The following is a 12894-nucleotide window of genomic DNA, read 5'->3' on the forward strand; positions in this document are numbered from 1 at the left end:
TCGGCGGCCTGCGGAGCCGTCCTACCCGTTCGGCACGGAAGGCCGGCTCGGGCTGGTCACAGCGTCAGCGCCTCGTCGAGGTCCTCCTGCGTGCACCAGCCGATGGCGTCGTCCGGGTCGAGCTGCGCGACCTCGCAGAGGACGGCGGGAGGGTCCATCCGCCGCCACGTGCGGCCCCCGCTGTAGCGGGGGTAGATGACGAGGTACCTGCCGTAGTCCTGGAAGCCCCTCACACCGATGACTGCCCACACGCCGTCGGGCGCCGTCGGGTTCTTCTTGAGGTGCTGCTCGGTGACGCCGTACACCGGCTCACGGCACGTGCCCGCCGCCTCGTTGTCGGTGCGGTGGCACACGTAGTCCGCGTTGTTGCCCAGCAACCGCTTGACCTCGTGCGGCAGCAGGTGCTTGGCGTTGACGCGGCGCCGTCCGCCGCCAGGACCCGCCGGGGTGGTCGGGGCCGGCGTGGCCGGGGTCGCGAGCCAGCTCGACAACCAGGCGCTGACGCCTTCGGCGAACACCATCGGCCTGCTGGCGTCGACCCATGACCGGAACTCGTCGAACGCGTACGGGGGCAACACCGGGAACTGCTGGCGGATCAGCACGATCGGCTGGTACCGGCGCGCCGTGAGCCACACGCTGTCGAACACGGTCCGGCGCACCGCGAGGCGGCTCGCGGCCGGGATGAGGGCGGTCATGCCTCGCTCCAACCGGGCTTGGCCATCGCGGCGAAGGCCTCGTCGACGTCGGCGGCGACCCACGCCGCCAGGTCTTCCTTGCTGACGCCCTTCAGGTCGGGGTCAGCGGCGAGCGCGGCCTTGAGGTCCTTCTCCAGGTTGGCGAGCACCGCCTTGGTGAACTCCGCCTTCGACGGCAGCACGGCCCGGAACGCCTCGCGCTCCTTGGTCTCCGCGGCAGTCGGCTGTTTGACTGCACTTGCCTTGGTGGCCTCGACCTTCGCGGTCGTGGCCACCGGTTCCTTCAGCTCCATCGGGCATCCCTCGATCGGCGGACGGAGTGTCAACCGGCAGTCGTCCCGGTAGTCGACGTCGTTACCCGACTGAGGGAATCCCACCCGTTCAGCTCAGGTGGTGCGCGAATGGCGCAGCGGTTCAACGGGCTGAAACCCGCCGGGGATCGCGGAGACGCTGCTGGAGGTGGCCGGCGTGCTCGATCCCAACGGCCGCCGAACAGCGGATTTGCCTTGGCTGCATCCCGTGTTGGATTCACCCAGAACCGGGGAGGTGACGGCGTGGCGGTTTCGCGGCGGGAAGTGTTGCGCTGGACGGGAGCGGCGGCTGCGGCGGTCCTCGGCGATGGGGCAGTCGCGAACGCACGCCCCCCGCGCTGGGCTCGGCTGCGCGCTCACCTGGACGGTGAGCTGCTGCTGCCCGGTGACGACGGTTACAACACCGCGCGGCTGCCGTTCAACTCGCTGTTCGACCACCACCGGCCGGCCGCGATCGCCCGGTGCGTGCGTCCGCAGGACGTGCAGCACTGCCTGGAGGAAGCACGCCGATCCGGTGTCCGGGTGGCCGCCCGCGGCGGTGGGCACAGCTATGCCGCCTATTCCACCCCGCACAACGGCCTGGTGGTCGACCTCGCGCCGATGGCCGGGGTCGAGGTGCGGCCCGACGGCACCGCGGTGGTGGGCGCGGGAGCTCGCCTCGGCCAGGTCTACTCGGCGCTCACGGCCGCCGGCCGGTGCCTGCCACTGGGCAACTGCCAGTCCGTCGGCATCGCGGGGTTCACCCTCGGCGGTGGCCTCGGCTGGACGCAGCGCACCTACGGCCTCGTGTGCGACAGACTGCGTGCCGCCACGACGGTCACGGTGGACAGCCGGGTGGTCACCGCGTCGGAGGACCGCGAATCCGACCTGTTCTGGGCGTTGCGCGGCGGTGGCGGCGGCAACTTCGGGGTCGTCACCTCGTTCGAGTTCGCCACCGCGCCGATGCCGGAGGTGCTGACCGTGTTCCGCGTCCGGTTCCCTGCCGGGTCGGCGGCGGACGTGCTCGGCGGCTGGCAGCCTTGGAGCGTGGTGCTGCCCGAGGAGGTCTCCACCTCTTGCGTGGTCATGCCGAATGGCGCGGTGGACGTGTCCGGCTGCGGGATCGGGCGCGAGGGTGTGGTGCTCGCGGAGCTCGCCCGTCTGCTCGACGCGGTCGGCGTCAACGCGCCGGTCGAGCACGGCGAGGTCGACTACCCGACCGCGACGGCGATCATGACCGGTGGTCAGCCGACCCGCAACGCGTTCCGTGCGTCGTCGCGGATCGTGGACAGGTGGCACGCCCCTTCGGCGGTGGCGGACGCGGTGCGCGGCATGGACAGCGCGCTGCTCGTCCTGGGTGCGCTCGGCGGGGCGATCGACCGGCGGACGCCGACGGACACGGCTTATCCGCACCGCGGCGCACCGACGTCCGTCGAAGCCTTCGGCTCCGTCGGCAGCCTGCCGCCCGACCAGGTCACGCGTGAGGTGGACCAGGCGCAGAAGGCGTTGGCTGACCTGATCGGCACCGGCACGTACATCAACTACCTCGACCCGTTGCAGGAGGACTGGGCGCAGACGTCGTACCGGCACAACCTGCGCCGGCTGCGTGCCGTGGCCCGCCGCTACGACCCGGACCACGTGCTGCGATTCCCCCAGTCGGTGCGCTGAGCCCAGGTCAGCTTCGACACCGGCGAACTGCTCCCGGTCATGTGGTGTGCCTACAGCGAGTAGCTGTTCTCGATGCTGCGTTCACCGGATCGTGTTCTGGTGTGCGGCGCGTACTAGGAGTGAGGTAGTGATCACTCAGCAGTGAAGGAGTCCTGTGATGGACACAGCCGCGTTCGAGGCCCTGAAGTTCCAGGGTGACCCCTTGGCCGATGCGGTGATCGCCGACCTGGTCGCCACGAACCGCGTCGGCGTGGTCAACGAGGTGCTGGAGCACTTCCGTGCCAATGACCAGCCCATCCCCGAGCAGCTGCCCGAGCAGGTGCGGGAGTTCCTCATCGCGACGGACAACCCGCCGGAGTGGGTGGAGGCCGACCGGGTGGCGCGGGCCTATGACTTCTTCGTCGACGACGGCGTGCACGTCGCCTCCGTGCTGACGTTCGGCGCGATGGTCAACTGCTACGCCCACGCCCGCGCGTCCCGGGCGCTCACCCTGACCCACGGCCTGAACCAGCCCCACCGGCGGCTGTCGGAGACCTCCCAGTTCGTCATGGACATGATGGGCCGTGACGCGTTCGGCTCTGGCGGGTCGTTCGTGCCCACCATCCAGAAGACGCGTCTCATCCACGCCGCCGTGCGCCACTTCCTCACCGCTTCCGGCCGCTGGGACGTCGCCGCCGACGGCGTTCCGGTGTGCCAGCAGGACATGGTCGGCGCCTTGCTCATCTTCTCCGTCCAGGTGATCGAGGGCATGCGCCGCATGGGCATTTCCGTCACCGAGCAGGAGGCGCAGGACTACTACTACGTGTGGCGTGCCGCGGGCGCCATGCTCGGGATTCCCGCCGAGGCCGTGCCGGAGTCCATCGAGGACGCCCGCGAGCTGAGCGCCGCACTGGTCGAGTCCGTCTACGGGCCGTCGCCGGAGGGCGTGGTGCTCACCCGGCACCTGCTCGACCTCTACGAGAAGCTGTTCCCCGGAAAGATCTTCGACGGCATCGTCGCCGCCATGATCCGCCAGGTCGTCAACCCCGAGGTCGCCGACTGGATGGAGGTGCCGAAGTCCCGCGGCTGGGCCGGTGTCGTGCGCGCGGGTACCCGCCTGGTGCGGGCGCTGGAGCGCGCCGAGGACAACAGCGCCCTGGCCACCACCATCCTCGACCGCGCCGGCGCCATCCTCCTCGGGGGTAGCGTCCGCAACCTCACCAACGGCCAGTCCACCACCCTCACCATCCCCGCGGACCTGCGTGAGCGGTGGGAAGCCGATGGCCGGTCGCCTGTGCCCACCGCGGCGGACCGGGCATGACAAGGCGCTGACCGGTAGACCCGCCACGTCGTGCGCGGGTTCGGTCGGCACAGGCTCCTGGCACTCCGGCAGGTCGGGCCGCACTCTCGCCGCCGGCTCATCGTGGAGGATTGCGGTCATGGCTCATCCGGACGAGTTGGCGGCGCTGGACCTGTACTCGGTCTGGTCAACGGCGCGGGACTTGGAGGGGGTGTTCGACCCGTTCTCCTTCGAGCAGCGGATGGCCGCCTACCGGATGATGATCGACAACACCAACGCGGGCGGCCGGTTCGGCGCCGACAACCGGCACAACCCGTTGTGGGGGTTGATGTTCCAGCACCAATGGCAGTTCCGCACCGACCGGCTCGGCGCCGGCACCCGGCAGAACGGGCGGATCGACCCGGACTCGCCGTGGGGTTATGGCAACTACACGCTGAGCGTCATCCCGTGGCTGGGCGCCGCAGCCGCCGGAGTGGTGCCGGACCTGCCGGTCGCCGACCCGCCGGCCCGCTCCCGGTTCCGGTACGTGACAGGCCGAACCGTCCCGGAAGAGCTCGCCCCGGCGGTGCAGGACTGGCACGCCTACTTCTCCCTCGTGAGCCGGGGTGACCTGACCGACCCCGAACCGGCACGCCTGGCCCTGTGGAAGGCGCACAAGACATCCCTGGACGTGGTGGTCGACGTGCTCGCCGACGTCGACACCGCTCCATGGCCCGACCTGGAGATCAGCTTCCTGCGCGGCTGGTGCCGGATGGTCGACTACCTGTGGGCAGCAGCCTGGCCCACCGACTTCACCTTCATGACCGCCCACGGCCTCGACGTGCTGCCCGAATCCCTGCTCGCCACCCCCGAGGACGTGGATGCGTTGCCGCCCAAAACGCGCGGCAACGTCGTGAACATCCTCAGTCTCGCGACCACCTCGAAGTGGCGCTACAACCTCAACCTGCTGTTGTGGAAGCGAGTCATGCGCACCCGCGAAGCCCGTGACCGGGTGCTGCCCCTGCTCGACGCGGTGTTCAACCCCAAGCCGGACAACGTCGCCGAGCGCCGCGCGATGCTCGGTTACCTGCTGCGCCCCTGACCGCAGCACCAGCACGCCGGAGTCGGCGGGTGTCGGCCGTCGAAGCGCGGGTGCGGGCGGGACTGAACCCGCGCCGGATCGGATGTCGACCTGTGCCGCTCGACAAGTCGTCACGGCAGCACGCCAGCGCATCTCCCCCTCAGGTTGCCGCCAAGCTTGACGATCAAGCCAATGGCATAGGTGGTCAACCGGTGCGTGACCGCAGTGGTGGGCAGGTCGGCCGCGGCCCTCGAGAACGGGTGTCCTCAAGGGCCGCGGTTCCTGGAGGGAAGAGATCAGCCGAAGTCGACGTCACTGCACAGGAAGTACTTCTGGTCCATGTGCGAGGCCTTCCAGATCGTGACGACGACGTGGCGCCCGGTGTAGCCGGAGGTGTTCACCTCGGTCCTGTAGTCGAGCTGGCCCGGATACCTGCCGGTCTGCTTGACGAAGTCGAGGTTGTTCCAGCTGATCGTCGACGTGGCCGGGTCGAAGCCCTGCTTGGTGACGTAGATCTTCAGGTAGTCGGCGCCGTGCCGGGCGACGTCCTGGACGTGGACGGTGAACGTGCTGTCGACCTTGGTCATCCGCCACGGTCCCGGGTTGTCCATCGGGCCGTACCGGCCCATCTCCGCGCGACCGGCGCTGCAGATCTGGCCGTTGGGAACGACGCGCTCGAGGTCCTCGCCCAGGTTGTTGGCGTACAGGGCGTTCCAGTTGTACATCGCGTCCGGGCTCTGGTGCCACGCGATGTGGCACATGGGGTCTTGCTCCTGCATGCCCGGAGCGTCGGGGCCGGACCAGCGGGTGGCGCAGCCGTAGTTGCGGGTCGGCGGGTCGATGACCGTGCCGTGTGCCGAGGCGCGGGTCGGCTGGAAGGTCATGAGCGAGGCGACGACGGACAGCAGCACGGCGATGTGCAGGGCTGTCCGGCGTCGGGGCGCCGAAAGGGTGACGTGCATGGGTCAGTCCTCCGTGTAGTCGATGTGTGTTGCTCCCACCGGGGCGTGTGCTGTGGCGATCACCTCCCTTGGCGTGCGCCGGTCTGCGGGCGCGCGAGCAGCTCGGACAGCGCCCACCGGCCGGGGCCCAGAACCGCGAGGAGCAGGAACGCCCAGCTGAACAGCGCGGCCGGCTCGCCGCCGTTCTCGATCGGGAACAGGCCGTGGGGCTGGTGCGCGGTGAAGTAGGCGTAGGCCATGGAGCCGGAGCACACGACCGCGGCAGCGCGGGTGACCAGCCCGAGCAGCACCAGTGCGCCGCCCACGAGCTGGATGACCGCGGCCCACCAGCTCGGCCAGTGCGCGAAGCCGGGTGTCCGGCCTCCGTGCGGTCCACCCAGCACGCCGAAGAGAGTGGCCGCGCCGTGACAGGCGAAGAGCAGCCCCACGACGAACCTGAACAGACTCAGTGCCAGCTGCCGGTGGTCGGCCGTCAGTTCCACGGTGGTTCCCTTCTGCGGTGAGCGCCGTCGCGGGAAGGTGCGAACGGCTGGTGAGCAGGCGGCAGGGCCGCCCACGGTGGCGTCGTGCACGGTTGTCCGTGACGACGCCACCGCTCTTGCGGAGCGGGGTCGCAGGCCGCCACCGACGACCCCGCTCACCCCTGCGCGGTTCGGGCCCGGCAGGGTGTCCTCGTTGCTTCAGGCAGGTGTGCCGGACTGCAACCACGAGCTGGCTCGCGTGCGATCACCACGAACCGGTAGGCCCTCACGCCAGCGGGTCGCACGTGCCACCTCGTCGTGGTCTATTTCCGTGCGCCGATCAAAGGTTCGGACGGTTGTGGTTGAGCCGCGGACATGAGCACCAGGCACGCGGTGATCAAGACGAGGTTCTTGACCACGAACTCGCCTTCGGTGGTGAGCAGCAACGGGTTGCCCGCCTGGAACGCCGCCTGCGGCTGGACGACCAGCACCAGGAACGTGCCGAGCAGGTGGGCCAGCGCCACTCCCGCGACCCACCGCAGCCGGCGGCCGAGCCACAGGGCCGCGCCGAGCACGATCTCCGCCGATCCCAGTGAGAACAGCAGCAGGTCGCGGTCCAGCCAGGGCACGGTGCGGGCGACCAGGTCGGCGACCGGTGTCACGTCGGCGACCTTGAGCGCGCCGAACCACACGAACACCAGGCCGAGCGAGCCGCGCAGCAGCGTCACCGCGCGGGTGATCACGGCGCACCGCAGGTGCTGGTGTCGGCGGGGTCGACGCGCCATTGCCCCTCGCGGGAGCGCAGCCAGTGCTCGCCGGTGCGCTGGCCGCGCCGCCAGGAGACCCGGACGACGTCGGGCCCGTCGGCCACGACACCGAGCACCTCGTGGGGAACTCCGAGCTCGCAGTGCGCGAGCCGGTCGACGAACACGTCACGGGGATCGCGCTGCTGTGCTTCGGCGGTCCACATGTCCCAGGCCTTGGCCGGGTCGCCGCCCGAGAGCAAGCCGAGGTAGGTGGTGGCGACCCCGCGCAGCAGCGCGACGTCCTGCGCCGTCATCGCGTGGTGCTGGTGGTGGTGTGAGTGGTCGGGTCCGCCGGGCGCGCATCCGGCAGCGGCCGCGACGGTCAGGGCAAGGCAGACAAGGGTTCTCATGTGGATCCTCCCGGGGTGGCCGGGCAGCGGCCCCGCACCGTTGCGGGACCGCTCCCCCGCCTGGCGTCAGTTGCCCAGGCGCTTGGTGCCGTACTGGGAGATCCAGTCGTTGCCGCCGACGTTCATGTCCGCCAGCACCTCGACGGAGTCACGCGTCGCCTCCAGGCTCATGGAGCCCTGGTCGGAGCCGGCCAGCTCGTAGGTCCACGTCTGCCCGACCGGGATGGTGCGGTCGGCCAGCGGCACGTCGTGGAAGCCGAACCGGATGATGTAGTGCGACTCGCCGTTGCCGCGGGGAACCTCGACGTAGTCCTGCTGCGGGTGTCCGTACTGGATGGACGCCCGGTAGTGGTGGTCGACGGAGCCCGAGGGAGCGCGGAACTTCAGCACCAGGCAGTCGGTGTGCACGGGCGCGTTGCCGGTGTTGGTGAAGATCAGCTTGCGGCTGCCGTAGGAGGTGCCGCCTTCGAGCTGCACCTTGACCGACAGGCCGACGTTGCTCGTGAAGGCGGTGTTGAGCGGCTCGTCCAGGACCGGGTTGCGGCTCGGTACGGCGTAGTCCGTGCCGCGGCGGCACCGCTCCAGGGGTGAGCCGTCCACGGAGGAGGGACCATCCGGGTACTGCTGACCGTGGGCCGCCGGTCCCGCGCTCACAGGCGAGGTGACGGCGACGACGTTCGCGCTCGCGGACAGCGAGGACACGACGAACGCCGCGGACAACGCGAGGCCGGCGGCCCCGGTTGCGGACAACGCCGTCTTGGCCGACTTCTTCATGGGTGTGCCTCCGTCAGAATCGGAAGGAAACACCCGGGGGAAATGTGTCCCGCCGGGGCCGAAACACCGTGGCGGCGGCTTCTTCAGGTTAGTTAAACGATCTTTTTGCTGTCAACATCGAATATGAAACTGCCCGATCAGTCCACTATCGATGTTCTTTTCTGAGCTTTACGAGGGAAGCGTTGTTCCAGGCACGCTCACTCGGCGATCCTCCAATCAGGGACGGATCGCTTGTCGAGTGTGCGGAACAGGGCGGTGGCCACCGGACTGGTGTGCCGGCGACCACCGTGCGGATCGTCAGGTGGTGAGAGTCCATTTCTGGCTGTTCCAGGTGCCGCAGTCCCAGAGGTGCAGGCGGGCGCCGTTGGCCGTGCTCTGGCCCTCGACGTCGAGGCAGCGACCGGACTTGAGGTTCTTCAGCGTGCCGCCTGACTGGAAGGCCCACTTCTGGCTGTCCCAGGTGCCGCAGTCCCACAGGTGGGCCTTGGTGCCGTTGGCGGTGGCGCCGCCTTCGACGTCCAGGCACTTGCCGCCGGACTTCAGCTGCTGCCCCTCGATCACCCAGGCCATGGTTAGCGTGTCAACGCAGGTCCACTGCTGGATGGCGGTGCCGTTCGCGGTACCTCCGCCCGCGCGGTCGATGCACTGGGCGGTCGCTCCGTTGACGATCCTGCCGCCGGTGGCCGGATCCGGGCCCGGGTTGTTGCCGCCGGGGCCCCAGGCGTTCCAGTTGTCCCAGGTCTCGGCGTCGAAGCCGATCCGGCCGAGCTTGTCCGCGGCCCAGTTGGAGCCGGCCTTGTCGATGACGGTGCCGCCGACGGTGTAGTTCTCCAGCTTCAGGCCGCGGCTGTCACGCGCCTCGTTGCCCAGGGTGACCTTCTGCCCGCTGCTGTTGCTGTACCGCTTGAGCAGGCTGACCTGGGAGGAGGGGTCCAGCTGGCTCCAGGCGCCGATCTTGAGGTTCTTGATGTGGATGTTCTCGGTGCTCGACAGGGCGAAGACGCGGATCGCGCAGTTGGTCATGCCTTCGACGGTGATGTTCTCGAAGGTCATGTTCTTCACCGACGTGCCGGGGTCAGCCGTGGTGGTCGAGCCCATGTTCTCCCAGTGCGAGGACGAGTTGAGGATGCAGGTGTTGTACTTGACGTCCTTCCAGTACATCCGGTTGTGGATGACGTGGGTGTTGCTGACCCGGACGTTGTCGATGTTGCGCGGAGTCCATCCCCACTGGATGACGGGGCCGTTCTCGTTCTTCCAGATGACGGTGTTATCGATGGTGACGTCGCTGTGGTACATCTTCAGCACGTCGTCGTTGGCGTTGAAGAACGTGTTCTTCATGGTGCTGCCGCGGTAGAGCTCGATGCCGTCGGTCTGCCAGTACCAGGAGCCGACCTGCTTGTAGTTCTCGACCCGCATGCTGAAGGTCTGCTCGTCCCCGTACACGACGAACGAGTGGTAGGGCGGCTCGTTGATGGTCACGCCCTGCAGGTCCAGGTGTTGCTGCCGCCCCTGCGCCGAGGCGAACTGCAGCATCTTCACGCAGGTGGAGTGGCAGTTGGACGCACCCGAGAGGTGGTCGTAGTTGTTGGCGGTGTCGGCCTCGTAGACGTACTGCTCACCGGAGAGCACGCCGTAGCCGGTCACCTTGTACAGGCCCTGGCTGTCGTCGGGGAAGCGGATGGCGCCCTTCACGTAGGCCCCCGGCGCCAGGTAGACCCACTTGACCTGCTTGGGCAGCAGCGCGTGGTACTTCGAGGTCATGTAGTAGGTACCGGGCCGGAAGTACACGATCTCCTCGCTGATCGTGTTCAGGTTCGTGACCTGCCCCTGCGGCGGGTAGTAGGTGCTCCCCGAGGCCGCGGTGGGGATCAGCCGGTCCCGCTCCGCCCCGGCGGGTGCCGGCTCGGCGAAGATCATCATGGAGTTGCGGGGCTCGGTGTGGATGGCGCGGTTGCCGCCACCGGACTCGGTGGTGAGCTTGCCGGCGTCGGTGGCCGGCCCCGACATGTCGTTGTACGCGGTGTACAGCTGCGGATCGAACTCGACGGAGAAGCGGTGACCCGCCGTGCTGTAGGGGACCTTGATGCGCACGGTGTCGCTGTCGACGAGCTGCTTGGCGAAGTCCAGGCTGCTCGGCTTGATCTTGACCTGGTCGGCTGAGGAGATGGTCTGGCCCGTACGCAGGGAGACGTCGACCCACACGTCGGTGGCGTACTGGAAGGACGACCAGCTCATCGTCAGGTTCGCCGCCGAGGAGAACTCGGCGCCGTCTTCCTTGGTGTAGCCGATCTTGCCCTTCCCGCTGCGCGCGATGCTCATGTACGGGAACGAGTCGTACTTGGTCGCGGGCGCCACGGCGGTGGCGACCTGGACGTCGTAGAACGACGAGCGCCTGACCTTGTCACCGGCCACCGGGCTGCTGGTGTTGAACTCGTGGTTGTCGTGCCACCACGTCTTGAGCTGCTCGCTGTCGGCGGTGGAGACGGCGGCGGCCTGGGCCGGGGGCGTCCCCGCGCTCGCCCCGGTCGGCGCGACGACGCCGATCAGGGCGAGCACCAGACCGGCGGCAAATGCCACCGGTCGGCTCATTCTTGCTGCGGGCATGGCGAATTCCTCTTCTCATCGTTGGGAAGGGGCACGTCATTCCGGATTCACCGGTGACGCAGAAGCGCAGACGTCACAGAACAAGAAGTCCGGAGGTTTCAGGCGCAGTGCGCGCGAAGCGCTTCCTTTTCAGGCTAGTGGTCCCGCGTTTTCCTTGTCAATAAAAGAATTCACGCCGGACATGACTCGTCGTCCTTCAGGGAATGAGCGCAGGAAAACGTGCGCGGACCACGGCTCCATGGCGACCCGGCCATTGATGACGGATGGTTCTGCGACGTTGGACAGCACCAGGTCGGCGGCGGACCATTCGTCGTTCAGGGTGGCGGTTTGCGGTGTGCCGCTGAGGTTGGCCACGACGAGCAGGCGGTCGTCGTGGAGGGAACGTTCATAGGCGTAGAGGTGGGGCTCGTCGGCCAGGAGCATCCGGAAGTCGCCCAGGGCCACGACCGGGAGCGAGTGGCGCAGCTCGATGAGCCGGCGGTAGTGGTGGAAGACGGAGTCCGGGTCGTCGTACTGGGCTCGGGCGTTGAGCCAGGTGTGGTTGGGGTTGACCGTGATCCACGGTTCACCGGTGGTGAACCCGGCCTGGGCAGTCGGGTCCCACTGCATGGGGGTGCGGGCGTTGTCGCGGCCCATCGCGCGCAGGCCGCGCAACACCGATTCCGGTTCGCCGCCCGCGGCGACGGTCTCGGCGTAGTGGTTGAGCGACTCGACATCGCGCATCTCGTGCACGCCGGCGAACGGCGCGTTGGTCATGCCCAGCTCTTCGCCCTGGTAGATGAACGGCGTGCCGCGGTGCAGGTGCAGCACGGTCGCGAGCGCGGTGGCCGATTCGCGCCAGTACCTGTCGTCGTCGCCGAAGCGGGACACCACGCGGGGCTGGTCGTGGTTGTTCCAGTACAGGCTGTTCCAGCCGACCTCGCCCAGCGCGGTCTGCCAGCGGCCCAGCGAGGCTTTGAGGTCGCGCAGGTCCAGCGGCTTGGGGTCGAACTTCCCACCGGGGCCGTGGTCGAGGGAGACGTGCTCGAACTGGAACACCATGTCGAGCTCGCGCCGTCGCTGGTCGGTGAACAGCCGGGCGTCCTTCCAGGTGACGCCGGGCATCTCCCCCACGGTCAGCAGCTGGTTCGTCCGGCCCTCGAAGACCTCGCGGTGCATCTCCTGGAGGAACTCGTGGATGCGCGGTCCCGTGCCGTAATGGGGAAATCCGTCCCCGCGTCCGCTGGTGCCGGTGGTGGCACCGTCGGGCAGGGCGGGGTCCTTGGAGATCAGGTTGATGACGTCCATGCGGAAGCCGTCCACGCCCCGGTCCAGCCACCAGCGCATCATCTCGTACACGGCCTGGCGGACCTCGGGGTTCTCCCAGTTGAGGTCGGGCTGCTTGGGGGCGAACAGGTGCAGGTAGTACTCGCCGGTGCCCTCGTCGAGTGTCCAGGTCGGTCCGGAGAAGAACGACTCCCAGTTGGTGGGTTCGGCTCCCGGCTGCCCGGCGTCGAAACCCTCACGCGGCGGACGCCACCAGTACCAGTCACGTTTCGGGTTGTCCTGGGAAGAGCGGGACTCCACGAACCAGGGATGCTCGTCGGAGGTGTGGTTGACCACCAGGTCCATCACCAGCTTCATGTCCCGCGCGTGCACTTCGGCGAGCAGGCGGTCGAAGTCCTCCAGCGTGCCGAACGCCGGGTCGATCGCCTGGTAGTCGGAGATGTCGTAGCCGTTGTCGGCGTGCGGCGAGGCGTACACCGGGGACAGCCAGACCACGTCGACGCCGAGCCGGTGCAGGTGGTCGAGCCGGGTGATCAGGCCGGGCAGATCGCCGATGCCGTCGCCGTTGGAGTCGGCGAAGCTGCGCGGGTAGACCTGGTAGACCACGGCCGAGGTCCACCACGGTGCGGTGGCCAGGGTGGGGGTGACCGTCTGGTCGAGAGTCATGGACGTCCTTCGT

The 12894-nt window shown here is 68.6% G+C and carries 12 protein-coding genes; 3 read left to right on the top strand and 9 right to left on the bottom strand.

Features of this window, described 5'->3' with window-relative positions; all coding sequences use genetic code 11:
* Positions 1-56: 56 nt before the first annotated feature.
* Together ACZ7CF_RS36545 and ACZ7CF_RS36550 are read right to left on the bottom strand one after the other, a co-directional pair.
* A complete protein-coding gene (locus ACZ7CF_RS36545; protein ID WP_470371922.1) occupies positions 57-695 on the bottom strand; it encodes a hypothetical protein in 639 nt (212 codons plus the stop codon).
* A complete protein-coding gene (locus tag ACZ7CF_RS36550) occupies positions 692-988 on the bottom strand; it encodes a hypothetical protein (protein ID WP_458432158.1) in 297 nt (98 codons plus the stop codon). The genes ACZ7CF_RS36545 and ACZ7CF_RS36550 overlap by 4 nt, the downstream gene beginning before the upstream one ends.
* 261 nt (positions 989-1249) lie before the next feature.
* Here ACZ7CF_RS36550 and ACZ7CF_RS36555 point away from each other — a divergent pair, with 261 nt between their 5' ends.
* From ACZ7CF_RS36555 to ACZ7CF_RS36565, 3 genes are all read left to right on the top strand, one after another.
* The gene (locus ACZ7CF_RS36555) at positions 1250-2653 is read left to right on the top strand and encodes an FAD-binding oxidoreductase (RefSeq protein ID WP_470371923.1); all 1404 of its coding nucleotides are present in this window, start codon (positions 1250-1252) and stop codon (positions 2651-2653) included.
* Positions 2654-2810: 157 nt separating this feature from the next.
* The gene (locus ACZ7CF_RS36560) at positions 2811-3953 is read left to right on the top strand and encodes an oxygenase MpaB family protein (protein ID WP_360401984.1); all 1143 of its coding nucleotides are present in this window, start codon (positions 2811-2813) and stop codon (positions 3951-3953) included.
* A 118-nt stretch (positions 3954-4071) separates the two neighbouring features.
* On the top strand, positions 4072-5013 hold the full coding sequence (locus ACZ7CF_RS36565) for a Leg1-related protein (protein ID WP_470371924.1): 942 nt from the start codon (positions 4072-4074) through the stop codon (positions 5011-5013).
* Between the two features lie 275 nt (positions 5014-5288).
* Here ACZ7CF_RS36565 and ACZ7CF_RS36570 read toward each other — a convergent pair whose 3' ends face one another.
* From ACZ7CF_RS36570 to ACZ7CF_RS36600, 7 genes are all read right to left on the bottom strand, one after another.
* Positions 5289-5954, bottom strand: a complete 666-nt coding sequence (locus ACZ7CF_RS36570) for a lytic polysaccharide monooxygenase (RefSeq protein ID WP_360401976.1) — start codon at positions 5952-5954, stop codon at positions 5289-5291.
* 59 nt (positions 5955-6013) lie between these two features.
* Positions 6014-6436 (bottom strand): DoxX family protein, encoded by a 423-nt coding sequence (locus tag ACZ7CF_RS36575; protein ID WP_360401973.1) that lies wholly within the window; start codon positions 6434-6436, stop codon positions 6014-6016.
* A 302-nt stretch (positions 6437-6738) separates the two neighbouring features.
* Positions 6739-7158, bottom strand: coding sequence for a DoxX family membrane protein (locus tag ACZ7CF_RS36580; protein ID WP_360401970.1), 420 nt, complete (start codon positions 7156-7158; stop codon positions 6739-6741).
* Positions 7155-7571 (bottom strand): hypothetical protein, encoded by a 417-nt coding sequence (locus ACZ7CF_RS36585; RefSeq protein WP_360401967.1) that lies wholly within the window; start codon positions 7569-7571, stop codon positions 7155-7157. Before ACZ7CF_RS36585 ends, ACZ7CF_RS36580 begins: the two co-directional genes overlap by 4 nt.
* Before the next feature lie 66 nt (positions 7572-7637).
* Complete coding sequence (locus ACZ7CF_RS36590; RefSeq protein WP_470371925.1) at positions 7638-8345, bottom strand: hypothetical protein; 708 nt, start codon at positions 8343-8345, stop codon at positions 7638-7640.
* A gap of 297 nt (positions 8346-8642) precedes the next feature.
* Positions 8643-10949 (bottom strand): family 49 glycosyl hydrolase, encoded by a 2307-nt coding sequence (locus ACZ7CF_RS36595; RefSeq protein ID WP_470371926.1) that lies wholly within the window; start codon positions 10947-10949, stop codon positions 8643-8645.
* 129 nt (positions 10950-11078) lie between these two features.
* On the bottom strand, positions 11079-12881 hold the full coding sequence (locus ACZ7CF_RS36600; RefSeq protein ID WP_360401958.1) for a glycoside hydrolase family 13 protein: 1803 nt from the start codon (positions 12879-12881) through the stop codon (positions 11079-11081).
* Positions 12882-12894 lie beyond the last annotated feature (13 nt).

This window comes from Lentzea sp. NPDC036955 (assembly GCF_055608005.1).

Coding starts and splice junctions, on each gene's coding strand:
- ACZ7CF_RS36595 (WP_470371926.1), bottom strand. CDS start 10,949: ATGCCCGCAGCAAGAATGAGCCGACCGGTGGCATTTGCCGCCGGTCTG.
- ACZ7CF_RS36545 (WP_470371922.1), bottom strand. CDS start 695: ATGACCGCCCTCATCCCGGCCGCGAGCCGCCTCGCGGTGCGCCGGACC.
- ACZ7CF_RS36600 (WP_360401958.1), bottom strand. CDS start 12,881: ATGACTCTCGACCAGACGGTCACCCCCACCCTGGCCACCGCACCGTGG.
- ACZ7CF_RS36560 (WP_360401984.1), top strand. CDS start 2,811: ATGGACACAGCCGCGTTCGAGGCCCTGAAGTTCCAGGGTGACCCCTTG.
- ACZ7CF_RS36550 (WP_458432158.1), bottom strand. CDS start 988: ATGGAGCTGAAGGAACCGGTGGCCACGACCGCGAAGGTCGAGGCCACC.
- ACZ7CF_RS36570 (WP_360401976.1), bottom strand. CDS start 5,954: ATGCACGTCACCCTTTCGGCGCCCCGACGCCGGACAGCCCTGCACATC.
- ACZ7CF_RS36585 (WP_360401967.1), bottom strand. CDS start 7,571: ATGAGAACCCTTGTCTGCCTTGCCCTGACCGTCGCGGCCGCTGCCGGA.
- ACZ7CF_RS36565 (WP_470371924.1), top strand. CDS start 4,072: ATGGCTCATCCGGACGAGTTGGCGGCGCTGGACCTGTACTCGGTCTGG.
- ACZ7CF_RS36590 (WP_470371925.1), bottom strand. CDS start 8,345: ATGAAGAAGTCGGCCAAGACGGCGTTGTCCGCAACCGGGGCCGCCGGC.